Origin of the sequence: Rodentibacter genomosp. 1 (assembly GCF_001999285.1) — a bacterium.
GTDB lineage: Bacteria > Pseudomonadota > Gammaproteobacteria > Enterobacterales > Pasteurellaceae > Rodentibacter.
On sequence record NZ_MLHN01000010.1, the window covers coordinates 50,904 to 77,224 of the forward strand.

At 40.7% G+C, this 26,321-nt stretch carries 27 protein-coding genes; 20 read left to right on the plus strand and 7 right to left on the minus strand.

The window, feature by feature from the left end; translation table 11 throughout:
- The first annotated feature begins 4 nt into the window (after positions 1-4).
- From gnd to lon, 5 genes are all read left to right on the plus strand, one after another.
- Complete coding sequence (gene gnd / locus BKK54_RS06720; protein WP_077542354.1) at positions 5-1,459, plus strand: decarboxylating NADP(+)-dependent phosphogluconate dehydrogenase; 1,455 nt, start codon at positions 5-7, stop codon at positions 1,457-1,459.
- A gap of 187 nt (positions 1,460-1,646) precedes the next feature.
- Positions 1,647-1,970: a DUF4298 domain-containing protein gene (locus BKK54_RS06725; RefSeq protein ID WP_077542355.1), complete on the plus strand. Its 324-nt coding sequence runs from the start codon at positions 1,647-1,649 to the stop codon at positions 1,968-1,970.
- 142 nt (positions 1,971-2,112) lie between these two features.
- Positions 2,113-2,787 carry a ribulose-phosphate 3-epimerase gene (gene rpe / locus BKK54_RS06730; protein WP_077542356.1) on the plus strand — a complete coding sequence of 225 codons (675 nt, stop codon included), beginning with the start codon at positions 2,113-2,115 and terminating at the stop codon, positions 2,785-2,787.
- A gap of 36 nt (positions 2,788-2,823) precedes the next feature.
- Positions 2,824-3,498: a phosphoglycolate phosphatase gene (locus tag BKK54_RS06735; RefSeq protein WP_077542357.1), complete on the plus strand. Its 675-nt coding sequence runs from the start codon at positions 2,824-2,826 to the stop codon at positions 3,496-3,498.
- A 124-nt stretch (positions 3,499-3,622) separates the two neighbouring features.
- Positions 3,623-6,037, plus strand: coding sequence for an endopeptidase La (gene lon / locus BKK54_RS06740; RefSeq protein WP_077542358.1), 2,415 nt, complete (start codon positions 3,623-3,625; stop codon positions 6,035-6,037).
- 83 nt (positions 6,038-6,120) lie between these two features.
- Here the strand turns inward: lon and BKK54_RS06745 are convergent, their stop codons facing one another.
- Positions 6,121-7,290 (minus strand): MFS transporter, encoded by a 1,170-nt coding sequence (locus BKK54_RS06745; protein ID WP_077542359.1) that lies wholly within the window; start codon positions 7,288-7,290, stop codon positions 6,121-6,123.
- 879 nt (positions 7,291-8,169) lie between these two features.
- A complete protein-coding gene (locus tag BKK54_RS06755; RefSeq protein ID WP_077542361.1) occupies positions 8,170-8,706 on the minus strand; it encodes a hypothetical protein in 537 nt (178 codons plus the stop codon).
- Positions 8,707-8,944: 238 nt separating this feature from the next.
- On the opposite strand from BKK54_RS06755, the gene hemW reads away from it, so the two are divergent.
- The 3 genes from hemW (at position 8,945) to serA (ending at position 12,124) form a co-directional block, all read left to right on the plus strand.
- Positions 8,945-10,096, plus strand: coding sequence for a radical SAM family heme chaperone HemW (gene hemW / locus BKK54_RS06760; protein ID WP_077542362.1), 1,152 nt, complete (start codon positions 8,945-8,947; stop codon positions 10,094-10,096).
- A gap of 105 nt (positions 10,097-10,201) precedes the next feature.
- Positions 10,202-10,861, plus strand: coding sequence for a ribose-5-phosphate isomerase RpiA (rpiA, locus tag BKK54_RS06765; protein WP_077542363.1), 660 nt, complete (start codon positions 10,202-10,204; stop codon positions 10,859-10,861).
- Positions 10,862-10,891: 30 nt separating this feature from the next.
- Positions 10,892-12,124, plus strand: a complete 1,233-nt coding sequence (serA, locus tag BKK54_RS06770; RefSeq protein WP_077542364.1) for a phosphoglycerate dehydrogenase — start codon at positions 10,892-10,894, stop codon at positions 12,122-12,124.
- Between the two features lie 186 nt (positions 12,125-12,310).
- Here serA and purL read toward each other — a convergent pair whose 3' ends face one another.
- Positions 12,311-16,204, minus strand: coding sequence for a phosphoribosylformylglycinamidine synthase (purL, locus tag BKK54_RS06775; protein WP_077542365.1), 3,894 nt, complete (start codon positions 16,202-16,204; stop codon positions 12,311-12,313).
- 168 nt (positions 16,205-16,372) lie between these two features.
- On the opposite strand from purL, the gene BKK54_RS06780 reads away from it, so the two are divergent.
- A complete protein-coding gene (locus BKK54_RS06780; RefSeq protein ID WP_077542366.1) occupies positions 16,373-16,912 on the plus strand; it encodes a DUF924 family protein in 540 nt (179 codons plus the stop codon).
- A 46-nt stretch (positions 16,913-16,958) separates the two neighbouring features.
- Here BKK54_RS06780 and BKK54_RS06785 read toward each other — a convergent pair whose 3' ends face one another.
- The 3 genes from BKK54_RS06785 to lpxH form a co-directional block, all read right to left on the minus strand.
- On the minus strand, positions 16,959-17,753 hold the full coding sequence (locus BKK54_RS06785) for a formate/nitrite transporter family protein (protein WP_077542367.1): 795 nt from the start codon (positions 17,751-17,753) through the stop codon (positions 16,959-16,961).
- 106 nt (positions 17,754-17,859) lie between these two features.
- Positions 17,860-18,411: a carboxymuconolactone decarboxylase family protein gene (locus BKK54_RS06790; RefSeq protein WP_077542368.1), complete on the minus strand. Its 552-nt coding sequence runs from the start codon at positions 18,409-18,411 to the stop codon at positions 17,860-17,862.
- Positions 18,412-18,552: 141 nt separating this feature from the next.
- Entirely contained in the window at positions 18,553-19,263 is a 711-nt protein-coding gene (lpxH, locus tag BKK54_RS06795) for a UDP-2,3-diacylglucosamine diphosphatase (protein WP_077542369.1), read from the minus strand.
- 86 nt (positions 19,264-19,349) lie between these two features.
- Here lpxH and BKK54_RS06800 point away from each other — a divergent pair, with 86 nt between their 5' ends.
- The 3 genes from BKK54_RS06800 to BKK54_RS06810 are packed head-to-tail and all read left to right on the plus strand — an operon-like array spanning position 19,350 to position 22,023.
- Positions 19,350-20,096: a 1-acylglycerol-3-phosphate O-acyltransferase gene (locus BKK54_RS06800; RefSeq protein WP_077542370.1), complete on the plus strand. Its 747-nt coding sequence runs from the start codon at positions 19,350-19,352 to the stop codon at positions 20,094-20,096.
- Positions 20,089-21,498, plus strand: a complete 1,410-nt coding sequence (locus BKK54_RS06805; RefSeq protein WP_077542371.1) for a multicopper oxidase domain-containing protein — start codon at positions 20,089-20,091, stop codon at positions 21,496-21,498. Before BKK54_RS06800 ends, BKK54_RS06805 begins: the two co-directional genes overlap by 8 nt.
- A gap of 42 nt (positions 21,499-21,540) precedes the next feature.
- Positions 21,541-22,023 (plus strand): hypothetical protein, encoded by a 483-nt coding sequence (locus tag BKK54_RS06810; RefSeq protein ID WP_077542372.1) that lies wholly within the window; start codon positions 21,541-21,543, stop codon positions 22,021-22,023.
- Positions 22,024-22,066: 43 nt separating this feature from the next.
- Here BKK54_RS06810 and BKK54_RS06815 read toward each other — a convergent pair whose 3' ends face one another.
- Positions 22,067-22,288, minus strand: a complete 222-nt coding sequence (locus BKK54_RS06815) for a SlyX family protein (protein WP_077542373.1) — start codon at positions 22,286-22,288, stop codon at positions 22,067-22,069.
- Positions 22,289-22,379: 91 nt separating this feature from the next.
- On the opposite strand from BKK54_RS06815, the gene BKK54_RS06820 reads away from it, so the two are divergent.
- The 8 genes from BKK54_RS06820 (at position 22,380) to rplE (ending at position 26,310) form a co-directional block, all read left to right on the plus strand.
- The gene (locus BKK54_RS06820; protein ID WP_077542374.1) at positions 22,380-23,102 is read left to right on the plus strand and encodes an FKBP-type peptidyl-prolyl cis-trans isomerase; all 723 of its coding nucleotides are present in this window, start codon (positions 22,380-22,382) and stop codon (positions 23,100-23,102) included.
- Positions 23,103-23,204: 102 nt separating this feature from the next.
- A complete protein-coding gene (locus BKK54_RS06825) occupies positions 23,205-23,867 on the plus strand; it encodes a helix-turn-helix transcriptional regulator (protein ID WP_077542375.1) in 663 nt (220 codons plus the stop codon).
- The gene (gene tusD / locus BKK54_RS06830; protein ID WP_077542376.1) at positions 23,867-24,247 is read left to right on the plus strand and encodes a sulfurtransferase complex subunit TusD; all 381 of its coding nucleotides are present in this window, start codon (positions 23,867-23,869) and stop codon (positions 24,245-24,247) included. The genes BKK54_RS06825 and tusD overlap by 1 nt, the downstream gene beginning before the upstream one ends.
- Positions 24,244-24,603, plus strand: coding sequence for a sulfurtransferase complex subunit TusC (gene tusC / locus BKK54_RS06835; protein WP_077542377.1), 360 nt, complete (start codon positions 24,244-24,246; stop codon positions 24,601-24,603). Before tusD ends, tusC begins: the two co-directional genes overlap by 4 nt.
- A gap of 9 nt (positions 24,604-24,612) precedes the next feature.
- On the plus strand, positions 24,613-24,900 hold the full coding sequence (locus tag BKK54_RS06840) for a DsrH/TusB family sulfur relay protein (RefSeq protein ID WP_077542378.1): 288 nt from the start codon (positions 24,613-24,615) through the stop codon (positions 24,898-24,900).
- 156 nt (positions 24,901-25,056) lie between these two features.
- On the plus strand, positions 25,057-25,428 hold the full coding sequence (rplN, locus tag BKK54_RS06845) for a 50S ribosomal protein L14 (RefSeq protein ID WP_077415353.1): 372 nt from the start codon (positions 25,057-25,059) through the stop codon (positions 25,426-25,428).
- Between the two features lie 13 nt (positions 25,429-25,441).
- Entirely contained in the window at positions 25,442-25,753 is a 312-nt protein-coding gene (gene rplX / locus BKK54_RS06850) for a 50S ribosomal protein L24 (protein WP_077542379.1), read from the plus strand.
- 17 nt (positions 25,754-25,770) lie between these two features.
- Positions 25,771-26,310 (plus strand): 50S ribosomal protein L5, encoded by a 540-nt coding sequence (gene rplE, locus BKK54_RS06855; protein ID WP_005695093.1) that lies wholly within the window; start codon positions 25,771-25,773, stop codon positions 26,308-26,310.
- The last annotated feature ends 11 nt before the right edge of the window (positions 26,311-26,321 follow it).

Genomic DNA, 26,321 nt, shown 5'->3' on the forward strand with positions numbered 1-26,321 from the left:
AAAAATGTCACAAAAAGGCGATATCGGCGTGATTGGACTCGCCGTGATGGGTCAAAATCTTATTTTAAATATGAACGACCACGGATTTAAAGTGGTGGCGTATAACCGTACCACTTCTAAAGTGGATGAGTTTTTACAAGGGGCGGCGAAAGGAACGAACATTATTGGGGCGTATTCCTTGGAAGATTTAGCCGCTAAATTGGAAAAACCGCGTAAAGTGATGTTAATGGTGCGTGCCGGTGAGGTGGTGGATCAATTTATTGACGCATTACTACCGCACTTAGAAGAAGGCGATATTATTATTGATGGGGGTAACTCCAACTATCCGGATACCAATCGTCGTGTAGAAGCATTGCGTGAAAAAGGGATTCGTTTCCTTGGTACGGGGGTTTCCGGTGGTGAAGAAGGGGCAAGACACGGGCCTTCCATTATGCCGGGCGGTAACGAAGAAGCGTGGCAATTCGTGAAACCGATTTTACAAGGCATTGCAGCTAAAACCGAACAAGGTGAGCCTTGCTGTGATTGGGTGGGCAAAGACGGTGCAGGCCATTTTGTCAAAATGGTGCATAACGGCATTGAATACGGCGATATGCAATTAATTTGTGAAGCCTACCAATTCTTAAAAGAGGGCGTGGGATTATCCGATGATGAATTGGAAGCCACTTTTAACGAATGGCGTAAGACTGAATTAGATAGTTACTTAATTGATATTACAGCGGATATTTTAGGCTATAAAGATACTGATGGCACACGTTTAGTGGATAAAATTTTGGATACCGCAGGGCAAAAAGGCACGGGAAAATGGACGGGGATTAATGCCCTTGATTTTGGTATTCCATTAACCTTAATTACCGAATCTGTTTTTGCCCGTTGCGTTTCTTCTTTCAAAGATCAACGTGTGGCGGCAAGTAAACTGTTCAGTAAAACCATCGGCAAAGTAGAAGGCGATAAAAAAGTCTGGATTGAAGCGGTGCGTAAAGCATTATTGGCGTCTAAAATTATTTCTTACGCACAAGGTTTTATGTTAATTCGCGAAGCCTCAGAAAACTTTAATTGGAATATCAACTACGGCAATACCGCACTGTTATGGCGTGAAGGCTGTATTATCCGCAGCCGTTTCTTAGGCAACATTCGTGATGCGTATGAAACCAATCCGGATTTGATTTTCTTAGGCTCTGATGCGTATTTCAAAGGTATTTTAGAAAATGCAATGGGCGATTGGCGCAAAGTGGTGGCAAAATCTATTGAGGTAGGGATTCCAATGCCGTGTATGGCGTCAGCGATTACCTTCCTAGATGGTTACACTTCCGCCCGTTTACCGGCTAATTTATTACAAGCTCAGCGTGATTACTTTGGGGCACATACTTACGAACGTACAGATAAACCACGTGGTGAGTTTTTCCATACTAACTGGACAGGGCGTGGCGGTAACACGGCCTCCACCACCTATGATGTATAGTTGATAGCAATTTTCCCGGTTCAGCCGTACTTTTAATCAAAAAGTGCGGTTGATTTTTTAGGGGATTTTGTCACGTTATACCTCCCTTATAAGTGTGATTTTTGAGCGATTTTTACGGAGGGACGATATCGGTTTTTGCCCTCTCTTTCTCTTGTGTATTTGATATATCAAAATTTTGGAGGAAATGATGTTACCCAAAGAGCGTTTAGCCCAAATAGCAGAAATGGAAAATCTTTTAGATGAATCAACCGACTTTCTGGCAGAAATCGGTGATTTTCTTGAGAAATGGCAGGCTTTTTTACCGAAAATTAAAAAATTAGAACAATATTATTTTGCGGGTGATTGGCGTGATGATTATGAGGCCTACGAGCAAGGTGAAATTCCAAAAGAGATGCCCTGTGGTGTCCTTTCTCAAGATCTTGTATTTAATGCGAGTGCAGAGCATCAAGACCTTGCCATTGAATATCTAAAAGTGATTACGATGATTTTAGATCGACAAAATTATTCATGATATTCATTGGTTATTGCACCGTGTTTTTTATAAAAAATGTGCTAAGTGCGGTCATTTTTTCTCAAGTTTTTTGTAAATAATCAGGGCAATTTTTACGCTCACGTAGTAAACTAGGGCGACAATAATCTTTCAGGAGATCACAATGAAACCTTACCTTATTGCCCCTTCTATTCTTTCTGCCGATCTTGCCCGCCTAGGTGATGATGTTCAAACTGTGCTTAATGCCGGTGCGGATCTGATTCATTTTGATGTGATGGATAATCACTATGTACCAAATTTAACTTTTGGTCCGGTAGTTTGCCAAGCTTTACGTGATTATGGGATTACCGCACCGATTGATGTGCATTTGATGGTGAAACCGGTGGATCGGATTATTCCTGATTTCGCTAAGGCCGGTGCGAATTATATTACTTTCCATCCGGAAAGTTCCGAGCATATTGACCGCACTTTGCAGTTGATTCGTGACCATGGCTGTAAATCCGGTTTAGTGTTTAATCCTGCGACCCCATTGAGCTATCTCGATTATGTGTTGGATAAAATTGACATCATTTTGTTAATGTCGGTGAATCCGGGATTTGGTGGGCAATCTTTCCTGCCTTCGACTTTGAAAAAATTGCAGCAAGTTCGTCAAATCATTGATAACAGTGGTTTTGATATTCGTTTAGAAGTTGATGGCGGTGTAAAAGTGAATAATATTGCAGACATTGCGGCTGCCGGTGCGGATACATTTGTGGCGGGCTCGGCAATTTTTGATCAACCTGATTATAAACAAGTGATTGATCAAATGAGACATCAGCTCGCAGGTATCCAAGGATAAATTGCTCATTATTGTAGTATAAAGACGAGAACGTTAATGAAGACACAATTTAAACTCATTGGTTTTGATTTAGATGGCACGTTAGTCAATAGCTTGCCGGATTTAGCTTTATCGGTAAATTCAGCCTTAGCAGAATTTAATTTGCCACAAGCCCCGGAGGCACTTGTTTTAACTTGGATTGGTAATGGTGCACCGGTATTGATTGCACGCGCATTAGATTGGGTAAAAGATCAAACCGGCAAAACGTTAAGTGAAGCAGATGTAGAAAAAGTAAAAGTGCGTTTTAACCACTATTATGGCGAAAATCTTTGTAATGTGAGTCGGTTATATCCAAATGTAAAGGAAACCTTGGAAGCATTAAAACAGAAAGGTTATACATTAGCTGTTGTAACCAATAAACCGACCAAACATGTTCAACCTGTGTTAGCGGCATTTGGCATCGATCATTTATTTAGCGAAATGCTAGGTGGGCAATCTTTGCCGGCAATCAAACCTCATCCTGCACCGCTTTATTATTTATGCGGTAAATTTGGGGTTGAGCCTCGACAAGTTTTATTTGTGGGGGATTCTAAAAATGATATTCTTGCCGCACATGCCGCCGGTTGTGCCGTGGTGGGTTTAACCTACGGTTATAACTATAACATTCCAATTAGCGAATCCAATCCGGACTGGGTATTTGATGATTTTGATCAATTATTAAAGATTCTTTAATTTTTCTCAAAAGTGCGGTGAAAAACAACCGCACTTTAATGTCTTAATTAAGCCGATTCCCTTGAATTCATCTAACCTACCCCCATATTACCCCAAATTATCGAAATAGAATTAGAGAGAAGATATGAACGCCAAAAGAATACAACGTACGATGCCCGTACTACCGCTACGTGATGTCGTGGTTTTCCCTTATATGGTGATGCCACTTTTTGTGGGGCGGGCAAAATCCATTAATGCCCTTGAAGAAGCAATGAATGAAAATAAACAGCTTCTTTTGGTTTCACAAAAACAAGCGGACTTAGAAGAACCGACTATTGACGATGTGTTTGATGTGGGCACCATTGCCAATATTATTCAACTACTAAAATTGCCTGACGGCACGGTGAAAGTCCTTGTAGAAGGACAACAACGTGCAAAAATCAATCATCTCGAAGAAGGGGAACAATTTTTCTCGGCAGAGGTCACCCCGATTGATACTGTCCGTGGTGATGAAAAAGAATTAGATATTGTCAAAAATGCGGTATTGTCCGAATTTGAAAATTACCTGACCTTAAATAAAAAAGTGCCGGCAGATGTGTTAGGCGCTTTACAACGTATTGATGACACAGATCGCCTTGCGGATACCATGGCTGCACATTTACCGGTGAGTGTTCGCCATAAACAAAGCGTATTGGAACTTGCCGATATTCAGGCTCGTTTAGAATATTTACTTGGTATGATGGAATCGGAAGCGGATATTCTGCAAGTGGAAAAACGCATTCGTAGCCGAGTGAAAAAACAAATGGAAAAGAGCCAGCGTAACTATTATTTGAGCGAGCAAATTAAAGCGATTCGCAAAGAAATGGACGATGGCGAAAACGAAGATACCATTGATGAAGTGGAGCAACTTCGTCAAAAAGTGGAAGCGGCAGGTATGCCGGCAGAAGTACGTGATAAAGTGGAAAGTGAACTGCAAAAGCTCAAAATGATGTCGGCAATGTCAGCAGAAGCGACGGTAGTTCGTAGCTATATTGAATGGATGATCCAAGTACCATGGCATAAACGCACGAAAGTGAAAAAAGATATCGCCAAAGCGCAACAAGTGTTAGATGCCGACCACTATGGCTTGGAGCGTGTAAAAGAACGTATTTTAGAATATCTTGCGGTGCAGGCACGCCTCAATAAAATTAAAGGACCGATCCTTTGTTTGGTTGGACCACCTGGGGTGGGTAAGACTTCTCTTGGTCAATCCATTGCTAATGCAACCGGGCGTAAATATGTGCGTATGGCGCTGGGTGGTGTGCGTGATGAAGCGGAAATTAGAGGTCATCGCAAAACCTACATCGGTGCATTACCGGGTAAGCTCATTCAAAAAATGGCAAAAGTGGGGGTAAAAAACCCGTTATTCTTGCTTGATGAAATCGATAAAATGGCATCGGATATGCGTGGTGATCCGGCTTCTGCCTTATTAGAAGTGCTTGATCCGGAACAAAACACCACCTTTAACGATCATTATTTAGAAGTGGATTATGATCTCTCCGATGTGATGTTTGTGGCAACCTCAAATTCTATGCATATTCCAGGGCCATTACTCGATCGTATGGAAGTGATTCGCCTTTCCGGTTATACGGAAGATGAAAAACTCAATATCGCGATGCGTCATTTGTTACAAAAACAAATTGAGCGTAATGGCTTGAAGAAAGGGGAATTAGTGGTGGAAGAAAGTGCCATTTTGGATATTATCCGCTATTACACCCGAGAAGCCGGTGTGCGCAATTTAGAACGGGAAATTTCCAAAATCTGCCGTAAAGTGGTGAAAAATTTATTGGTGAATCCTAAGCTAAAATCGATCACGGTGAATAGTGAGAATCTTCACGATTATCTTGGTGTGAAACGTTTTGAGTTTGGTAAAGCGGATACGCAAAATCGCATAGGTGAAGTGACCGGTTTGGCATGGACGGAAGTAGGCGGTGATTTGCTCACCATTGAAACTGCGTCTGTGGTGGGTAAAGGTAAATTAACTTTTACCGGCTCCCTTGGTGATGTGATGAAAGAATCTATTCAAGCGGCTATGACGGTGGTGCGTTCACGTGCCGATAAACTTGGCATTAATCCTGAGTTCCACGAGAAACGTGATATTCATATTCACGTGCCGGACGGAGCCACACCAAAAGACGGCCCAAGTGCGGGTATCGCAATGTGTACGGCGCTTGTGTCTTGTTTAACGGGCAATCCGGTGCGTGCGGATGTGGCGATGACAGGGGAAATCAGTTTACGTGGTAAAGTATTGCCAATTGGCGGCTTAAAAGAAAAACTCTTAGCGGCACACCGTGGCGGTATTAAAACCGTATTGATTCCAAAAGAGAATGTAAAAGATTTGGAAGACATTCCGGATAATGTGAAACAAAGTCTTGCTATTCATGCGGTAGAAACTATTGATGAGGTGCTTGGCTTCGCATTGGAAAATCCACCGGAAGGCATAGAGTTTGTTAAAGTGGAAGCCAAACCCAAAGCGCCGCGTCGTAAAGCTGCGACGAAAACAACAAGAGCGGTCAATTAGTTGAATACTTTTTAGGGCTTGTGAAAACAAGCCCTTTTTGTATGTATTAAAACTCAAAATAAGTGACTGCACTTTTCTTCAAGTTAGGGTTTAGTTTTCACTCTTTTAAATTGATGAAAGAGCCATAAGCTAAAAATACTCATAAAAATGACCGCACTTAAATTCGCTATTTTCCAGCCGTAGGTAGTTGCCATTAATAATCCCACGGAAAAAGAGGCGGTCAGATTGGCAAGATAAGTGATAAGAGAACTTGTGCCTTGTAATTTATGCTTATATTGTGGCGATAGCTGATTAAGCAAAAACGTGCCACCGCTAAACATCAAGCCCCAACCTGCGCCAATGAACATCAATGAGGCTAAATATGCCCAATGTTGTTGGGAAAACAAACTGCATAAACCGCCAACAATAAACAACAAGCAACCTAAACCAATAATGTATTGGTTCGCGACTTTTTTCAGCACAAAAGGTAGCAACAACGCCGGACTATACATTGCTACAAAATGCCATTGCAGCACCGGACTGATTTGTTCAAGCTGAAAATGCTGATGATGCATTGCCAAAGGAGTGGCGTTCATCAATAGCACCATCGTCGCAAAACTTAAAGCACAGCACGCCGTACCGATTTTAAATTCTTTCTGTAAGAAAATATCTTTCGGTACAGGCTGATTTTGAGCGTATACGGTTTGTGTATTTTTGATTGAAAGGAAAAGTTGGCTGATAATTAAAAGTAAAAAGACAGCCAAACACAACCAGAAAATCCCCGCATATTTTACCGCTAATAAATTTGCGCCTTTCGCTGCTAAAAATGGACCTAATACTCCACCGGCAATGCCTGCACTGATAATCAACGAAGTTGCCCGTTTCTTGTTCACTTCATCATTGAACACTTCCGCCGCGGCGAAACGATAATATTGGTTGAACACCGTTGCTCCCCCCAAAATAAAAGTGGCAAGGCTAAATAGATAAAATTGTGCGTTATAAATGGCGTAAATCGCCAATAATGCCCCGACAATACCGATGAATCCGCTCACAATAAATGCCGTTCTTCTGCCATATTTTGCCATTAAAAAAGACGCGAAATAGACGGTGATTGCCGAACCTAAAATAGTCATTGTAATCGGCAAAGACACTAAAAAATCTTGAGGTGACAAAGCGTTACCCACCATAGTGGAGCTGAGTGTGAGTAAAGAAATCACACTACCACTCAACGCTTGACCGAAAAAAAGTGAAAAGAGATTAAGAGAGGATTTCATTTTTGTCTCCTTGTCTTATTCAAAAAATTTATGCCTAAGAATGGTATCTATAGATTCCTTTATATCACAATCTGTATAAAAAATAGGTTGTATAGGAAATTGAAACCAAGGTAAATGTTTAGACGCCACATAAACACAATGAACTTTTTTATTTTTTAGAATAGAAAATCTCGAATTAAATCCCAAAGTCTTATTTTCAATAATACAAGATGTGTGTTGTGATAGTTTATTTCGCGCTTTATATCCTAATAGATAAATTGCCGGTATGGTATCCATATTATACTTTTTATGAACTGTTAGTTTTATGCTATCTGAAGGTATGATATCTTCTTTATTTTTTTGTAAACGCTGCTTTCCAGGCTTCCTCTCTCATTGCTTTTACAATATCTATAGATTTAGAATTGTATTATCCTATCAATCTTCTTGAAAATAGGTATCTATACTTAATATCACTAAGATCTAAGTTTAAAGATGACAGATAAGAAATATAGAAATTTTGTAAATATTTTTCTTTGTAGATAGAGTCATAATTATTCGAAAATAAAGAGTTGTAATTGACAGAGGTAAGTATTGATGAAAATGTGTATGCTAGTTGATACCCTATCTCATTAAGTAAGCAGCTTTTTAAATTATTGATATTATTGCTATTAAAATATTTATCAAATTGATAGGATAGAGTATGATAGATTTCTAGGAATTTGTTTTCTCTATCTATTACCCACTTTTCATTATTGTTATCTTTAAGCCATTGTTCATAGTCAATTAATGAAACATGATTAGATAAGCTAAGCAATGATATCCAATACTTTAATGTTTTTTGGTATCTCTCCACAATAAAGTTTGGTGTTTTACAAGCTCTATTATATTTGTACCCATCAGCTAGTAAAGAAAACAACATTGTTCACCAGATATCTTAGAAAGCATTTTAGCGAGATTAAAGCACTTTAGTAATGTATATATTTCACCTAAATCAGGGCAGTTACCTTTATTTTTTACCGGAGATAATGGTTTTCTAGATAAAATTGGCATTACTAAATAGATTACTCCTTGCTCTTTAATAGCTTTTTTAGAAATATTTTTTATTTCTTCTTTTGATATATATTTTTTTGTATTTTTAAAAAAGTAGTTGTCACATAGTGTTTCATATATATAATCTTCCTTGCTATGATTGTAATTGCCATACTTAATCCTTATGTTTTTAAGAATAACATTTTGTCTTCTAGAACTATCCATTGACAGAGTTTCTATTAATCTACCTAAAATTTCATTGAAAAAGTACTCTTGACTAATAAAGTCAAAGTTATTTCCAAATACTGTTGATGTATCTAAACAGTGTCGTAAAGATGATGTCAGATTTATTAGACGATGAGAGCTAGATATTTGGGAATGTAATTGCTCAGAATTAAGTATTCTCATGCTATTACCTCAGGTTGCTTTTTATACAATATTAATCTAACACCTGTGTTACAAAATAAAGACATTTATTTTGCAAATTTGTGTGATCTCATTCACAAAATGAGATTTTAGTGAGATTTTTATTGTTCTAGTGCTAGTTGTTTTATGGATATTTTGATACTTAGGCACAACGCCTCTTTTCCTATATCCCCTTTAATCGCGTAGAATAGCGAAAGTTTTTCCTAATGTGTTAATTATCATGCTCAAACTTCCTCCACTTTCTCTTTATATCCATATTCCTTGGTGTGTGCAAAAATGTCCTTACTGCGATTTTAATTCTCACGCACAAAAAGGTGAGATTCCCGAAAAAGATTATATTCATCATTTGTTACAAGATTTGAAAGCGGATTTGGTGCGTTTTCAGGCAAGTATTCAAGATCGAAAACTACATTCAATTTTTATCGGTGGCGGCACGCCGAGTTTGTTTTCGGCGGAGAGTATTGCTTATTTGTTAAGTGAAATAAAAAAATCTATTCCTTTTCAAGACAATATCGAAATTACCTTGGAAGCCAATCCCGGTACGGTAGAAGCCGAGCGGTTTAAGGGGTATGTAGCGGCTGGCGTTACCCGTATTTCTATGGGGATTCAAAGTTTTAATGATGATAAACTTCAGCGTCTCGGGCGAATCCATAATGGGGCAGAGGCAAAAAGTGCGGTCAATTTAGCGAAAGTTTCCGGTCTCAAAAGTTTCAACTTGGATTTAATGCACGGCTTGCCGAATCAAACCCTTGCCGAAGCCTTGGATGATTTACGGCAAGCCATTGAGCTCTCACCTCCTCATCTTTCTTGGTATCAACTCACGATTGAACCCAATACGATGTTTGCTTACCGCCCGCCACAATTACCGGATGAAGACAATCTGTGGGCGATTTTTGAGCAAGGCCATCAACTTCTTACTGCGGCAGGTTATCAACAGTATGAAACTTCCGCTTATGCTAAACCGGGATTTCAATGCCGACACAATTTGAATTATTGGCGCTTTGGCGACTATTTGGCGATTGGCTGTGGGGCGCACGGAAAACTCACTTTTCCCGATGGGGAGATTCTGCGTTTTTCAAAAACCAAGCACCCGAAAGGCTACTTGAGAGGAGACTATCTTTATGAAGAAAAAAACGTCCCTGAAATTGACCGCCCTTTTGAATTTTTTATGAATCGTTTTCGTTTATTGGAAGCGGTACCGAAAGAGGAATTTGAGGCTTATACAGGGTTGGCACAAAGTGGGGTCAGAAGTCAGATTGAAATTGCTTTGCAAAAGAATTATATCGTGGAAACCGAAACCACATGGCAAATCACCGAACAGGGAAAATTATTTCTTAATGAATTGTTAACCTTGTTTTTAGCCGGGGATTAATTCATGCTATTTTTTCATGATAAGTCATCAAAATTTGCACTTGTTTATTTGATTTGTGCGTATTAAAGTAACGCAATCGTTTACTTCTTGAAAATAGGAAAAGAAATGGATCAATTAGAAATGAAAAAATTGGCGGCTCAAGCGGCCTTGCAGTATGTGAAAGCGGATACCATTGTGGGCGTGGGCAGCGGTTCTACGGTGAACTGTTTTATTGAAGCCTTAGGGGTGGTGAAACATAAAATTAAAGGTGCGGTAGCGGCCTCGAAAGCTTCTGAAGAGCTATTGCGCAAACAAGGTATTGAGGTGTTCAGTGCAAATGAGGTGTCAGGTTTAGATATTTATGTGGATGGTGCAGATGAAATTAATCCGCAAAAAATGATGATTAAAGGTGGCGGTGCAGCCTTGACGAGAGAAAAAATCGTAGCGGCGTTGGCGAAAAAATTTATTTGTATTGTGGATGCCAGCAAACAAGTGGATGTGTTGGGTTCTACTTTCCCATTGCCGGTGGAGGTCATTCCCATGGCTCGCTCACAAGTGGGCAGAAAATTAGCCGCACTTGGTGGTGAGCCGGAATACCGTGAAGGCGTGGTGACGGATAACGGCAATGTGATTTTAGATGTGCATAATTTTGCTATTCTAAATCCGGTAGAAATGGAAAAAGAACTGAATAACGTTGCAGGTGTGGTAACAAATGGTATTTTTGCGTTACGTGGTGCGGATATCGTGATTGTTGGTACGCCTGAAGGTGCAAAAATTATTGAATAATTTATAGAAATAAGTATAAGGAAGGCAAACATGACAAATAAAGTGTCACTCGACAAATCAAAAATCAAATTTGTATTGCTGGAAGGCGTGCACCAAAGTGCATTGGATACTCTGCATGCCGCAGGCTACACAAATATTGATTATTACAAAAAAGCCCTTGATGGTGATGAGTTAAAAGCGGCGATTAAAGATGCGCATTTTATTGGTTTGCGTTCACGTACGCATTTAACCGAAGAAATGATTGATGCCGCACCAAAACTGATTGCGGTCGGTTGTTTTTGTATTGGTACTAATCAGGTTGATCTTAATGCGGCGAAAGCACGGGGAATTCCGGTATTTAACGCGCCATTTTCAAATACCCGTTCGGTCGCAGAATTAGTGTTGGGTGAAATTTTGCTCTTGATGCGTAATGTGCCACAAGCTAATGCGGAAGTGCACCGTGGGGTATGGAATAAATCCGCCACAGGTTCACATGAAGTACGTGGTAAAAAATTAGGTATTGTCGGTTATGGCCATATCGGTTCTCAATTAAGTATTATTGCAGAGTCCTTGGGGATGGATGTGTATTTCTACGATATTGAAAATAAATTGCCGCTAGGTAATGCTAAACAAGTTCGTAGTTTAGAAGAATTGCTTGGATCTTGTGATGTCATTTCGTTACATGTGCCGGAATTAGCTTCAACCAAAAATTTAATGAGCGCCGAACGCATCGCACAACTTAAACAAGGATCTATTTTAATTAATGCGGCACGTGGTTCGGTAGTGGACATTGATGCCCTTGCTCAAGCGTTAAAAGAGGGAAAAATTCATGGTGCGGCGATTGATGTGTTCCCTGTTGAGCCAGCGTCAATTAATGAAGAATTTGTCTCGCCATTACGTGAATTTGATAATGTGATTTTAACGCCGCATATTGGCGGATCAACGGCAGAGGCACAGGAAAATATTGGTTTTGAAGTGGCGGGGAAATTTGTGAAATATTCCGATAATGGTTCAACATTATCCTCGGTGAATTTTCCGGAAGTCTCCTTACCGGAACACGCTGGCACTAAACGTTTATTGCATATTCACGAAAATCGTCCGGGCGTATTGAATAAGATTAACCAAATTTTTGTGGAAGCCAATATCAATATCGCTGCACAATATTTACAAACCGATCCGAAAATTGGTTATGTGGTAGTGGATGTAGAAACAGAGGATACTGCGCCATTATTGACTAAATTGCGTGAAATTGATGGTACAATCCGCGCAAGGGTTTTATATTAAGATGAAAAAAGTGCGGTTGAAATCAACCGCACTTTTAGTTTGAACCTATTAAGAAATTTAGGGAGATATCGTAGAAACTTGTATATTTAGTAGGACACATTGCCAGTATCCGTTATAAAATCAAATTATTTCAATATGCTATAAGCGGACACACATAGTGTGTCCTTACTTTCCGTTAAGATTCCTTTATTTAAACGCAACTCTCGCATTTCTGAAGAGCCTCATCCAAGCGCCATCCTCGCTCCAATCTTCCGGATACCATGAGTTACTTACGGTACGGAATACTCGTTCAGGGTGCGGCATCATGGCTGCAATACGACCGTCCACGTTTGAAATAGCGGTGATACCTAACACTGATCCGTTTGGATTGGCCGGATAGGTTTCTGTCACATTCAAATTGTTATCAATATATTGTGCAACAATTAAATTTTGCGCTTGAAGTGCGGTTAAATTTTCCGGTGTTTTGAATTCCACACGCCCTTCTCCATGGGAAACAGCAATCGGCATATGGGAACCCGCCATACCTTGGAACCATAAAGAGTGGGTATCGTTGATTTTCACTAAACCAACACGGGCTTCAAAACGTTCCGATTTATTTCGCACAAAGCGGGGCCAGTTTTCCGCACCCGGAATGATTTCCGCAAGATTAGAGATAAACTGACAACCGTTACATACGCCTAAAGAAAGGGTATTTTCATTGGCGAAGAATTGGCTGAATTGATCCCGTAATTGTGGGTTAAACAAAATCGATTTTGCCCAACCACCGCCGGCACCGAGAACGTCACCGTAAGAGAAACCTCCACACGCGACCATCGCATTGAAATCATTTAAATGGTAACGACCTGCCATTAAGTCGCTCATATGAACATCAATCGCAGCAAATCCGGCACGGTCAAATGCCGCCGCCATTTCCACATGGCTGTTTACGCCTTGTTCACGCAACACGGCTACTTTCGGTTTTGCACCTTTCGCAATATAAGGTGCGGCAATATCTTCATTCGGATCATAAGTTAAGCTCGCAGATAATCCTTTGTTCTCAGGATCTTTTTTCGCCTCAAATTCTTGATCGGCACATTCCGGATTATCCCGTAAACGTTGCATTTGATGGGTTAATTCTGCCCAGATACCACGCAATTCAGAACGTTTTTCACTGAGTAGTTTTTTATTGCCACGTGCGATTTCGAGATGATCATCTGTGGTCACTGCACCGAGTTCGTGGGTAAGCGGTAATAAATTATGCGCATTCAAGATTTCACGTACAGCGGTTAATTCGCTTTCCGCCACTTGAATGACCGCCCCCAGCTCTTCGTTAAATAACACGGCGAGATCATTATCGCCTAAGGCAGAAATATCCACCTCGATACCACAGTTTCCGGCAAATGCCATTTCCGCCAAGGTGACGATTAATCCACCGTCGGAACGGTCATGGTAAGCTAATAATTTACGTTCTGCTACAAGGGTTTGCATTGCTTCAAAGAAGTGTTTCAATGCCCCCACATTTTCTACATCTGCCGGTTTATCACCCAGTTGTTTATAAACTTGGGCAAGGGCAGTTGCACCAAGACGATTTTTACCTTCACCCAAATCAATCAGCAACAGTCGGGATGCGCCTTTATCGGTACGAAGTTGAGGTGTGACGGTTTTGCGCACATCCTCCACGCGGGCAAAGGCACTGATCACTAAAGAAAGTGGAGCAGTGACGGTTTTTTTCTCTCCGTTTTCTTCCCAAGTGGTTTTCATTGACATGGAATCTTTACCCACAGGAATGGTGATACCAAGCGCAGGGCAAAGTTCTTCCCCTACCGCTTTCACGGCTTCATAAAGTCCCGCATCTTCGCCACCGTGACCGGCAGCCGACATCCAGTTGGCGGAAAGTTTAATGCGTTTAATCTCGCCAATATTGGTAGCGGCGATATTGGTGATGGATTCCGCTACGGCCAAACGAGCAGAGGCACCAAAATCGAGTAATGCCACAGGCGCTCGTTCGCCCATTGATATGGCTTCACCATGATAGCTATCAAGACTTGCGGTGGTGACCGCCACATCGGAAACCGGAATTTGCCATGGCCCGACCATTTGATCCCGTGCCACCATACCGGTGACAGAGCGGTCGCCAATGGTAATGAGGAAGGTTTTTTCTGCCACCACCGGTAAACGTAATACACGATGGAGGGCTTCTTTCAGCACAATATTGTCTTGTGAAACAGGTGGATTTTTGACCGCACTTGATTGCACATTGCGGGTCATTTTTGGTGTTTTACCGAGCAGCACATTCATTGGTAAATCAATCGGATTATTATCGAAATGGCTGTCGTGCAAGGTTAAATGTTTTTCTTCCGTAGCTTCACCAATCACCGCAAATGGTGCACGTTCGCGTTCGCAAAGTGCGGTAAATAAATCCAATTTTTCCGGTGCAATGGCTAAAACATAGCGTTCCTGTGATTCGTTACACCAAATCTCAAGAGGCGACATGCCTTTTTCATCACAAAGGATGGAACGTAAATCAAATTTACCGCCACGCTCGCCATCGTGTACCAACTCAGGCATGGCATTAGATAAACCACCTGCGCCTACATCGTGAATAAATAAAATTGGGTTATCTTCACCGAGTTGCCAGCAACGGTCGATCACCTCTTGGCAACGGCGTTCCATTTCCGGATTTTCCCGTTGAACGGAGGCAAAATCTAAATCTTCTTTTGATTTACCGCTGTCCATGGAAGATGCCGCACCGCCACCTAAACCGATATTCATCGCGGGGCCGCCTAATACGATAAGTTTTGCCCCAACAGGAATTTCGCCTTTTTGCACATGTTCAGCACGAATATTACCGATACCGCCTGCCAGCATAATCGGTTTGTGATAACCACGGACTTCCTCGCCGTTAAAACTGTTCACTTTTTCTTCATAAGTGCGGAAATAGCCGAGTAATGCAGGGCGACCAAATTCATTGTTAAATGCCGCACCGCCTAACGGGCCTTCAATCATAATATCGAGGGCGGAAGCAATACGGTTAGGCTTAGAAAGCGGGTTTTCCCAAGGTTGTTCAAAGTTTGGGATAACCAGATTTGATACGGAAAAGCCGGTTAAACCTGCTTTCGGTTTTGCACCACGACCGGTTGCGCCTTCATCACGAATTTCGCCGCCGGAACCGGTTGCCGCACCGGGGAAAGGCGAGATCGCAGTTGGGTGATTGTGGGTTTCCACTTTCATCAAAATATGTGCATCTTCATTGTGGTAACGATATTGCCCGTCTTGATCGGCAAAGAAGCGACCCACTTTTGAACCTTCCATCACTGCGGCATTATCTTTATAAGCGGAAAGCACGAAATCCGGGGTTTTCTCAAAGGTGTTTTTGATCATTTTGAACAAGGATTTTTCTTGTTTTTCACCATCAATTATCCAGTCCGCATTAAAGATTTTATGACGACAATGCTCGGAGTTGGCTTGGGCGAACATATAAAGTTCAATATCGTTCGGGTTGCGGCCGAGTGCGGTGAAATTTTCCACCAAATAATCAATTTCATCTTCCGCTAATGCAAGTCCCAGTTCAATATTGGCGATTTCTAACGCCTTTCGACCTCCACCTAAAATATCTACGGTGGTGAAGGGTTTGGGAGCTTGGTGGTGGAATAAAATTTCGGCATCTTTGGCATCACGCACTACCGTTTCCATCATTCGATCATGCAAAAGTGCGGTTAATTTTTCTTGTGTTTTTTCATCTAAAGGTTGGTTAAATTCAAAGTAATAGGCAAGTCCCCGTTCAATTCTATCCACTTCTTTCAAGCCGCAATTGTGGGCAATATCTGTCGCTTTGGACGACCAAGAGGAAATCGTGCCAACACGTGGGATAACAATAAAGGTTTCACCTTTTGCGTCGTGTTCTGCCAAGGTTGGCCCGTAATGGAGCAATGCTTGTAACTTGGTTTCTTGTTCGTTGGAAAGCGGTGTATTGAGTGCCACAAAATGGATATACTCGGCATAGACAGAGCGCACGTCTAGCCCATTCTGTTGGAATTTTTGCATTAAACCATTGATGCGGAATTCGGAAAGGGCAGGTGAGCCACGGAAAATTTGAAACATAAGGATTCCCTTTGAGTCTGAATAGAAATAAAAATTGCGCGTCATTATAAAGGAAAAGGCAGTAAAACGAAAACGTTTGCGTGTTGTTTTATATCATTCTATGTGAAAGGATTATCCTGTAGAATAACGCTCTTTTTAGAGTCGGTGAACACTTTGTAGGAGGTTTAAATGTCGTATCAACGAGTGCTTAATTTTTGGTTTAGTGAGGAAACAAAACCCTTTTGGTTTGCTAAAAGTGAGGCGTTTGATTGCCAAATTCGTGAGCAATTTTATGACTTATGGCAGCAAGCGGCACAATCGGAACTCAGCCATTGGCGTGAAACGATCCATGGTCGATTGGCTGAGATTATTGTATTAGACCAGTTTTCACGCAATTTACATCGTGATAGCCCTTTGGCATTTGCACAGGACAATATGGCTATTGCGTTGGCACAAGAGGCGGTGAAACAACCTGAATTTAAAACTATGACTGTGCGTGAACGCCATTTTATGCTAATGCCGTTAATGCATAGCGAAAGCAAAGTGATTCATGCACAAGCCGTGCCTTTATTTGAACAATTTGGCCCCGAGGAAAGCGTGGATTTTGAATTAAAACATAAGGTGATGATTGATCGTTTTGGACGCTATCCTCATCGTAATGCCGTATTAGGGCGGGAAAGTAGCGCAGAAGAAATCGAATTTTTAACCCAACCGGGATCGAGTTTTTAATAGATGGAACAAAAGTGCGGTTGATTTTAACCGCACTTTATGAAATTTAGATCTGATAGTCTTCTTTCAATAAATGACGGTAAGCGTACAGATAAGAAGCGCCCACAAACGCTGCGCCACCGGTAACATTGCCAAGAAAAACCGGAATCATATTTAAGAAAAATTCTCCCCAAGTGATATTCGCACCAGCAAAAATTCCGGCAGGAATGATAAACATATTGGCGACAAAATGTTGTAAACCGATAAGCACGAAAATCATCACAGGAAACCACATGGCAAGGATTCGTCCTGAAGTTTGTTTTGCCCCAAAATAAAACCAAATTCCCATACAGACCATCCAGTTACAGGCAATGGCAGAAATGAAGGCGCGGGAAAAATCCATTTGTACTTTCGCTTCTGCAATAGCGATAGTTTTAGCGGAGGCAATACCTTCTGCCAAGCCCACATAATGTCCTAAGAAAAATGCCATAAACAGTGCGCCGGCAAGGTTACCAAGGCTGACAATCCCCCAGTTTTGGACTAATTTTTTGAAACTGACACGTTTACTGAGTCGCCCTAATGCCATCATCATCATGTTTCCGGTGGCGAGTTCTCCTCCGCCGATGAGGATACAGATTAAACAAATAGGAAACACAGCCGCACCTAATAAGGTGGCAAGCCCGCTCCACTCGGAGGGGATTCCGCTCACCACTTTCAAATAAGCCATATAACCGAAGCTGACGTAACCACCACCTAAAAAACTGAGAATGGCGAGGGTTTTAAGATGGCCTTGTGATTTGACATAACTTTTGTCAATAACATCTTGTAAAATTTCATGAGGGTAAAGATCACGGCTGTTCATTATATTTCCTTCTTATTAATAACTTATTGATGATTAAAGGTGACAAAATATCTACATACCCTAGAAAAATGGCAAAGATAATACTTTGCCATAAGGAGAGAAGGGATTATGCGAAGGGTTGTAATTCAGGGTTGATTGGGGTTTCTGCAATATTATTGACATAGTTACATAATGTAGCGAGGCTCACGCCAAGGATGACATCAATCGCATTTTCTTGTGTATAGCCTGCGTCAAAAAAGGCTTGGAGTTGCGCCGGTGTGAGTTTTGCTTTTTGCAAGATGACCGCAAGGGTAAAACGGGCGAGGGTATCAAGTTTATCATCGCTTTCAATGCGTGCGGTAGCACGGATTTGATTCACAAGATTTTCCTCTAACTTTAATACTTTTAAGGCAATTTTCGTGTGGCCAGCCACACAGAATCCACAGCCGTTTACCACAGCAGCGGTAATTTGTACGACCTCACGTTCTGTTGCGGTAAGGCTATTTCTACCGTTAATGCCACCCACGGTGCGATAGGTTTCTAAGGCGGTGGGGGCATTAGCCAATACGCCGATTAAATTTGGAATAAATCCATTGGCATTTTTGACCGCAGTTAAGGCTTCTTTTGCGGCTTCCGGTGCGGTTTCAATATTGTGGATAGTAAATTGAGATTGAGACATAGAAAACTCCTGTTGTAAAAATCACTTGCCGCTTGATAGTACGTGAGGAGTTTTGGTTTTGGAAAGAAATAAAGGCTATTTGATAGATGAAAAAGTTATAAGTGTGAAAAGATGATTTGAATATTTTCACACGGAATTCGGCTATTTTAGGAAGTCAATTTCCCCATTTTCTTTTGCCACGAGAATGGAGGCATAATCGGTTCGCCAATCCCCTAATACAATGCGTTTTTTGCCCTCATAGTGATGAATCGCTTCACGGTGAGTATGCCCGTGAATTAAGAGAAGGGCATTGCATTGCTGCATTTTGGCTAAGGTGAAAGGCAGATTGACATCCATAATTTCATCAGCTTTGTGTGCTTTGTCTTTTCGGCTTTTTGCCCGAATTTTCTCCGCAATTTTTAACCGCACTTTTAAGGGCAAATGAAGGAAAAGCCATTGCCGCCATTTTTGATGAACCTTGAGGCGGAATTGTTGATAGTTGACATCATCAATACAAAGGGTATCGCCGTGGCAGAGTAAGGTAGGCATACCGTAAAGATTAATCATTTGATAATCGGGCAGTAAAATTATCCCTGTTTCTTTAGTAAAGCGTTTTCCAATAAGAAAATCACGGTTGCCGTGGATAAAATAGCAAGCGATACCTTGTCCTGTGAGATGTTTAATTGCACTTTTAACTTGAGTAATTAATGGCGATTGTTCGTCATCACCGATCCAAAAATCAAATAAATCGCCGAGAATGTAAACTGCCTCCGCTGTTGGAGCAAGATTGTGCATAAAATCTAAGAAAAGTGCGGTCAATTTTGGTTGTGTTTCGCTTAAGTGAAGATCTGCAATGAAATAAGTCTTTTTCATAAAATTTCCGTAAATTTTTGCCTAGATTAGCACAAAATTCCTTCTAATTTGCTATACTTCCGCGAAATTTTCTCATAGGTATTGATATGTTAAAACTGGTTCGAATCCTCATTGTGGTGATTTGCTGTATTTTAATTTGTGTGCTTGGCACGATTTATTCCTTTATCCGCTTTAAAAATCCCAGCAATGTAGGTGTGATGGCTCGATGGTTTGGGCGTTTGTCCCCGCTTTTCGGGTTGCAAGTGGAGCACCGTTTTCCGGAAAATAAAGAAAACTTTGGGCGCGCGATTTATATTGGTAATCACCAAAATAACTACGATATGGTGACGATTTCTTATATGGTGCAACCTCGTACCGTGAGTGTTGGGAAGAAAAGCCTGATTTGGATACCATTTTTCGGTATTTTGTATTGGGTAACGGGAAATGTTTTTTTGGATCGGGAAAATCGTTCTAAAGCTCATGGCACGATGACTCAACTTGCAGAGCGAATTAATAAAGACAACCTTTCTATTTGGATGTTTCCTGAAGGTACGAGAAGCCGTGGGCGGGGATTGTTACCGTTTAAAACCGGTGCGTTTTATGCTGCGGTTGCCGCCGGTGTACCGATTATTCCGGTGGTGTGTTCCACGACACATAATAAAATCAATTTAAATCGTTGGGATAACGGCAAGGTGATTTGCGAAATGATGGCACCGATTGATACGAGCGGTTATAGCAAAGAAACCGTGCGGGATTTAGCCACATATTGCCACGATTTGATGGAAAAGCGTATTGCAGAATTAGATTCGGAAATTATGCAAGCACATCAAGATAAGGAAAGTTCAAATGCTTAAACTTTCCCGCCGCCAGTTACTCAAAAACACGGCGATTTCCACCGCACTTATCACCGTGCCAACACCTTTAATTGCTGCGACACGACCAAAATTGGTTGTGCCACCGTTGGTTGAAGTACGTCGTGGTCGCCCGATTATTCTGACCATGGAAGAAACGGGATATAAATTAGACGGCGAACATCAAGTCAGTGTATGGGGCTTTAACGGTAATTATTTGGGGCCGACAATCAAAATTAAATCGGGCAGTTTTGCGAAACTCAATTATCATAATAATTTACCTCAACAGGTTTCCCTTTCTATTCAAGGTTTACAGGCTTCCGGTGAGTTGTTTGGTGGGGCAGCACGAGTGCTTAAAAAAAAGGAATCTTGGGCGCCGATTGTGCCGATTGAACAACCCGCTGCCACTTGTTGGTATCGCTCGGCGACATTGGCTAACTCAGCCTATCAAACCTATCGGGGTTTAGTAGGAATGTGGTTGATTGAAGATGAGCAAAGCACTAAATCAGTGCTTCCCCGTAAATATGGGGTGGATGATATTCCGTTGATTTTACAGGATATGGAATTTAATAGCGAGGGTCTGCAATTATTCAAACAAAATCAACCGCACTTTGTAGGCAATCGCTTACTGGTCAATGGTTTGGAAGCCCCTTATTTAGATGTGCCTCGTGGCTGGGTGAGATTGCGTTTGCTCAATGCATCTTTGGCTCGGGCTTATGATCTGCGTTTGGATAACGATCAAGACATTACGGTGATTGCAAAAGATTTAGGCTTTCTTCCTCAAGGCAACGTGGTGAAATCCTTTATTTTGGTTCCGGGCGAGCGAACAGAAATCTTAATTAATTTAAGTGAAGGTGGCAATGTTTCGCTGATTTCAGGGCATAAACGGGGTATTTTTGACAAAGTGAAACAGGTGTTTTCCTCTGACGGTGAATTAGTGGAAAATACCGTATTAGAATTACGCCCTCAAGGTGATTTCTCCGCTTTTGCTCAAAAAATGGACGTAAAATTTGAGACAGACGCAGTGTCGATGCTAAATGCAAAAGTTGAACGAGAGCGAACATTTGTTTTGGATGTCACCGGCGGTTTAATTAACCAACAACGTTTTGATCCTCGTCGTGTGGATGTGGTGGCAAAACAAGGCTCGGTGGAACGCTGGATTTTGACCGGTTCTCTACCGGTTGGATTTACCCTTCAAGGGGCGAAATTTATCGTAGAAAGTAATGAGAATGGTGTGTCGAAAGAGAGTGAATTAGCTTGGAAAGATACGGTGTGGGTGAGAGGAAAAACGCAAATTTTAGTGCGTTTTGATCAGCCTTCTTCAAATAGCTATCCTTTTATTTTTGGTGCGTCAAATCTCATGCTTGCTGATATGGGCTGCATTGGTATGATGGTCGTGCAATAAAGTGCGGTCGATTTTAGGTTATTTTATTGATTGAAGGAAAAAATGAAAAAAATACTTTATTTCTTGTCTATTGCGACAATGCTATTTGGTTCTGTAAATATGGCGATAGCCAATACTGCAGAAAATAAAAAAGAGCAAAAAAAGGCGGTGTCAGAAATTTACCTTTCTGTGTTTGATACTTCAACTGAGCCTTTCACTGATCTTAAAACAACAGAATTATCACGTCATAAATCTAATCTTCGACTTTGTTGGATTGCCGAAGGGCTGTTCACTGAGGCTGTGAGCACGATTGAAACATTAAAAGCACCGGCAAAACAAATGGTTACCTCAAAAGGTTCTCAAGTATCAACCTCACAAAATGGTAAAGTGAATGTGATTCGCACGACATTAGCAACTTCGGATCAAGGCAGACGTTTGGTCAGATGTTGGCATTTTGATGAAACGGATCCGCTGGGTAAATATAAGTTGCAAATCCAGATTATGGGAAGAGTTTATCAAGATCTGTTGTTTAGACTGGTGAAATAATCACAAGTAGAAATGGATAATCATTGTTGATTATCCATTTTTTTCAGTAATGCGGCGGAGGGGTTTCTTCTGCTTGGCTGGCAATATTTGAGGGGTGGAAATCCTTCAATTTATTCGCCATATAACGTAACTGCAGCTGCATTTTATCCATATCAAATTGTTGTTGAACTAATGCTTGGTTTAACTCCTCTAACAATTGCTCTTGAAATGCGACTTTCGTTTCAAGTTCAGTAATGCGATTTTCTAACATTTGTTGAATTTGCATGATTTTTCTCTAAATTTTAAAAAAAAGTTGAGAATAGCTTAAATCCGATTTAATCTATTCGGCAATTTTCTATTATAAAGGATTAATAACAATGTTAAAAATTCAAAAAATTTCATTGGCGGCATTAATGGTAAGTGCGGTTGTTTCCAGTGCAGTTTTTGCAGATGAAAAGACGGAGGCAAAATTTAATGATGATGTCTCTTATGCTTTAGCTGCTTATTCTATGACACAAGCAAAATTAATGGCGGAGCAAGGTGGGATTAAATTAAACGAAGCACAAGTAAATAAAGCAGTGGATGATGTATTGAAAGGTAAATTTAGTGAAGAAAAGATTGGTGAATTGAGCCAAACTTTAGAGCAATTTCAACAAAAAATCATTGCCCGTGAACAAGCGAAAATAAAAGAAATTGCACAGAAAGCACAAGATGAAGGAGACAAATACCGTACGGAGTTTGCCAAAAAAGAGGGCGTGAAAACCACAAAATCCGGTTTATTATATCGTGTTGTTGAGGCCGGAAAAGGTGAGGTGATTAAGCCAACGGATACGGTAAAAGTGCATTACACAGGCAAATTGCCAAACGGTGATATCTTTGATAGCTCGGTAGAACGTGGTCAACCGGCAGAGTTTCGTTTAGATCAAGTCGTGAAAGGCTGGACTGAAGGGCTTCAATTAGTGAAAAAAGGCAGCAAAATTGAGTTGGTACTCCCTCCGGAATTAGCTTATGGTAAACAAGGGGCCGGGGCATCTATTCCACCAAATGCTACACTCTATTTTGACGTTGAAGTGTTAGATGTGAATCCAAAAACAAAATAATGGATAATTTTGATGGAAGCACAAGCGCCCTGCTTGTGCTTTATTATTCCTGTTATAGCGCATAAAGTGCGGTCATTTTTAGTGTAGATTAGGGTATTGCTTATGTTACAGAATAAACATATTTTCACTGATGAAGATCGCACGATTTTAAATTCTTACAAAGCGGTGGTCGATGGTGTAAGTGCGCTTATCGGTGAACATTGTGAGATTGTTTTGCATTCCTTAGAAGATATTGAGCATTCTGCTATTTGCATTGCAAATGGGCATAATACAAATCGGCAAGTGGGATCGCCTATTACAGATTGGGCATTGCGTTCTTTGCGTAATATGCAAAGTGAGAGTGTTTCTCAACCCTATTTTACAAGGGCTAAGGGCAATGTCTTGATGAAGTCGGTTACGATCGCTATTCGTAATAAACATCAACGAATGATCGGATTACTATGTATCAATATTAACCTTGATGTACCTATTTCACAATTTATTCAGTCTTTTATGCCTGCCATTGAGGTGGAGGAAACATCCTCTGTGAATTTTGCCAGCTCGGTCGAAGATTTAGTTTCCCAAACTATTGAGAAAACCATTGAAGAGGTGAACACAGATCGTATGGTAGCGAATAATAATAAAAACCGTCAAATTGTTATTTCCTTATACGAAAAAGGTATTTTTGATATTAAGGATGCGATTAATTTGGTCGCAGAACGTTTAAATATTTCTCGTCACACCGTGTACCTTTATATTCGTCAAATTAAACAAGATCAAGAATAATGAATTATGTGATTGCGGTTAAAAGCCCTATTTATGGTAAACAGGGGGCATATTCTGCCTACCAATTTGCAGAAACATTAATTAAAAAGGGGCATACTATTACACAGATCTTCTTTTTCCAAGAAGGTGTAACCAATGGCAATGATTTTGTTTATCCCGCAAATGATGAAATAAATTTACAGCAATATTGGCAGGTTTTTTCTAAGAAGAATGCAATCCCTTTACATTTATGTGTAGCCGCTTCACAGCGTCGGGGGATTGTGGACAAGATGACAGCAAATAATAGGGCTAAACAAAATTTGGCAGAGGGTTTTACGATTGCCGGTTTAGGAGAGTTTATGGCTGCAGTATTAAAATCGGATAGGCTCATTACACTATGAAAATCGCCTTTTTGTTTCGTTCCGCTCCACATGGTTCATCGAAAGCAAGGGAAGGATTGGAGGCTTTATTAGCGGCGACGGCATTTTGTGATGAAGAGGATATTGGGGTATTCTTTGTTGATGATGGTGTGCTTAATCTACTAAAGGAGCAACGCCCCGAATTATTGCTTCAAAAGGATTTTATTCGGATGTTTAAGCTACTGGATTTGTATGGTATTGAGCAGCGTTTTATTTGTCAAAATTCCCTTGAAAAATTAAAAATAAGTGAAGAAAGTTTAATTTTATCCGTAGAAAACATTGATCGTAGTTTGTTGATGAAGAAATTACATCAAGCTGAGAAAGTACTAACATTTTAAGGAATATGTATGCTCTATTGTTTTTCTCAAAGCAGTTACGATAATGATGAGTTAGTCACTTTCCTGTCTTCTGTAACGGAAAATGATGCCGTTGTACTTTGGCAAGATGGCGTATTACTCGCGATTAAATATCCTCAGTATTTTGAATCTTGTGAAGGGAAATGTTTCGCTATAGAGCCTGATGTTATAGCGAGAGATTTAACGGCACTTTTGCCGGAGGAAAGTAAAGTGCGGTTAATTTCTTTAATGGATTTGGTGGATATAACAGAACAATATTTTCCCCAAGTCACATTATGAAAAATACAATTTCCCTTTATTCTTTTTATATTGAATCCACAAAATATTATTGATTTGGTTAGGGTGTTATGCTATATTCCGCAACCTCTTATGTGTCTATTATGTAAGAGGTTCGTCCCGAAAAGGGTGTTTTTTTAAATTTAACGGAGCACTAATATGATCCAAGAACAGACTATGCTGGATGTTGCTGATAACTCAGGCGCTCGCAGCGTAATGTGTATCAAGGTTCTAGGTGGATCGCACCGTCGTTATGCTGCAGTTGGCGACATTATCAAAATTACTGTAAAAGAAGCAATTCCACGCGGTAAGGTGAAAAAAGGTGATGTGTTAAAAGCAGTTGTTGTGCGCACCAAGAAGGGTGTTCGTCGCCCAGATGGATCAGTCATTCGCTTCGATGGCAATGCTTGTGTGATTTTAAACAATAACACTGAGCAACCAATCGGTACTCGTATTTTTGGACCTGTGACTCGTGAACTTCGTTCTGAGAAGTTTATGAAGATCATTTCTTTGGCACCAGAAGTACTGTAAGGAGAAGTGACAAATGGCTGCAAAAATTCGTCAAAACGATGAAGTAATCGTGCTTGCTGGTAAAGATAAAGGCAAGCGTGGTAAGGTAACTAAAGTGTTACCAAATGGTAAGGTATTTGTTGAAGGTATCAATATTATCACTAAACATGAAAAACCGGTTCCTGCCTTAGGTAAAGCTGGTGGCTTAGTGAAAAAAGAAGCAGCAATTGATGTTTCAAATGTTGCGATTTTTAATCCAAAAACAAATAAAGCTGACCGTGTAGGTTTTAGATTTGAAGAAGGTAAAAAAGTGCGTTTCTTTAAGTCTAACAATGAAATTATCTAACAAACTGGAGTAATGCGATGGCGAAACTGCATGATTACTACAGAGATCAAGTAGTAAACGAATTAAAAAATAAATTCGGCTACAAATCTGTCATGCAAGTCCCACGAATCGAAAAGATTACCCTGAATATGGGTGTGGGTGAAGCATTGACCGATAAAAAATTGCTGGACAACGCAGTAGCGGATTTAGCAGCAATTAGCGGTCAAAAACCTTTAGTAACTAAAGCTCGCAAGTCTGTTGCTGGCTTTAAAATCCGTCAAGGGTATCCAATCGGTTGTAAAGTAACACTACGTGGTGAGCGTATGTGGGAGTTCTTTGAACGTTTAATTACAATTGCTGTTCCACGTATCCGTGACTTCCGTGGTTTAAGTGCGAAGTCATTTGATGGTCGTGGTAACTACAGCATGGGTGTGCGTGAACAAATCATCTTTCCAGAAATCGACTACGATAAAGTAGATCGTGTGCGTGGTTTAGATATCACTATCACAACCACTGCTAAGAATGATGAAGAAGGTCAAGCACTACTTGCTGCCTTTAATTTCCCATTCCGTAAATAAGGCAGGTTATA

Coding starts and splice junctions, on each gene's coding strand:
- rpe (WP_077542356.1), top strand. CDS start 2,113: ATGAAACCTTACCTTATTGCCCCTTCTATTCTTTCTGCCGATCTTGCC.
- gnd (WP_077542354.1), top strand. CDS start 5: ATGTCACAAAAAGGCGATATCGGCGTGATTGGACTCGCCGTGATGGGT.
- rplX (WP_077542379.1), top strand. CDS start 25,442: ATGGCTGCAAAAATTCGTCAAAACGATGAAGTAATCGTGCTTGCTGGT.
- BKK54_RS06725 (WP_077542355.1), top strand. CDS start 1,647: ATGTTACCCAAAGAGCGTTTAGCCCAAATAGCAGAAATGGAAAATCTT.
- tusC (WP_077542377.1), top strand. CDS start 24,244: ATGAAAATCGCCTTTTTGTTTCGTTCCGCTCCACATGGTTCATCGAAA.
- BKK54_RS06755 (WP_077542361.1), bottom strand. CDS start 8,706: ATGAGAATACTTAATTCTGAGCAATTACATTCCCAAATATCTAGCTCT.
- tusD (WP_077542376.1), top strand. CDS start 23,867: ATGAATTATGTGATTGCGGTTAAAAGCCCTATTTATGGTAAACAGGGG.
- BKK54_RS06780 (WP_077542366.1), top strand. CDS start 16,373: ATGTCGTATCAACGAGTGCTTAATTTTTGGTTTAGTGAGGAAACAAAA.
- BKK54_RS06735 (WP_077542357.1), top strand. CDS start 2,824: ATGAAGACACAATTTAAACTCATTGGTTTTGATTTAGATGGCACGTTA.
- BKK54_RS06800 (WP_077542370.1), top strand. CDS start 19,350: ATGTTAAAACTGGTTCGAATCCTCATTGTGGTGATTTGCTGTATTTTA.
- BKK54_RS06805 (WP_077542371.1), top strand. CDS start 20,089: ATGCTTAAACTTTCCCGCCGCCAGTTACTCAAAAACACGGCGATTTCC.
- lpxH (WP_077542369.1), bottom strand. CDS start 19,263: ATGAAAAAGACTTATTTCATTGCAGATCTTCACTTAAGCGAAACACAA.
- rplE (WP_005695093.1), top strand. CDS start 25,771: ATGGCGAAACTGCATGATTACTACAGAGATCAAGTAGTAAACGAATTA.
- hemW (WP_077542362.1), top strand. CDS start 8,945: ATGCTCAAACTTCCTCCACTTTCTCTTTATATCCATATTCCTTGGTGT.
- BKK54_RS06745 (WP_077542359.1), bottom strand. CDS start 7,290: ATGAAATCCTCTCTTAATCTCTTTTCACTTTTTTTCGGTCAAGCGTTG.
- rpiA (WP_077542363.1), top strand. CDS start 10,202: ATGGATCAATTAGAAATGAAAAAATTGGCGGCTCAAGCGGCCTTGCAG.
- rplN (WP_077415353.1), top strand. CDS start 25,057: ATGATCCAAGAACAGACTATGCTGGATGTTGCTGATAACTCAGGCGCT.
- lon (WP_077542358.1), top strand. CDS start 3,623: ATGAACGCCAAAAGAATACAACGTACGATGCCCGTACTACCGCTACGT.
- BKK54_RS06825 (WP_077542375.1), top strand. CDS start 23,205: ATGTTACAGAATAAACATATTTTCACTGATGAAGATCGCACGATTTTA.
- BKK54_RS06810 (WP_077542372.1), top strand. CDS start 21,541: ATGAAAAAAATACTTTATTTCTTGTCTATTGCGACAATGCTATTTGGT.
- BKK54_RS06790 (WP_077542368.1), bottom strand. CDS start 18,411: ATGTCTCAATCTCAATTTACTATCCACAATATTGAAACCGCACCGGAA.
- BKK54_RS06785 (WP_077542367.1), bottom strand. CDS start 17,753: ATGAACAGCCGTGATCTTTACCCTCATGAAATTTTACAAGATGTTATT.
- BKK54_RS06815 (WP_077542373.1), bottom strand. CDS start 22,288: ATGCAAATTCAACAAATGTTAGAAAATCGCATTACTGAACTTGAAACG.
- BKK54_RS06820 (WP_077542374.1), top strand. CDS start 22,380: ATGTTAAAAATTCAAAAAATTTCATTGGCGGCATTAATGGTAAGTGCG.
- serA (WP_077542364.1), top strand. CDS start 10,892: ATGACAAATAAAGTGTCACTCGACAAATCAAAAATCAAATTTGTATTG.
- purL (WP_077542365.1), bottom strand. CDS start 16,204: ATGTTTCAAATTTTCCGTGGCTCACCTGCCCTTTCCGAATTCCGCATC.
- BKK54_RS06840 (WP_077542378.1), top strand. CDS start 24,613: ATGCTCTATTGTTTTTCTCAAAGCAGTTACGATAATGATGAGTTAGTC.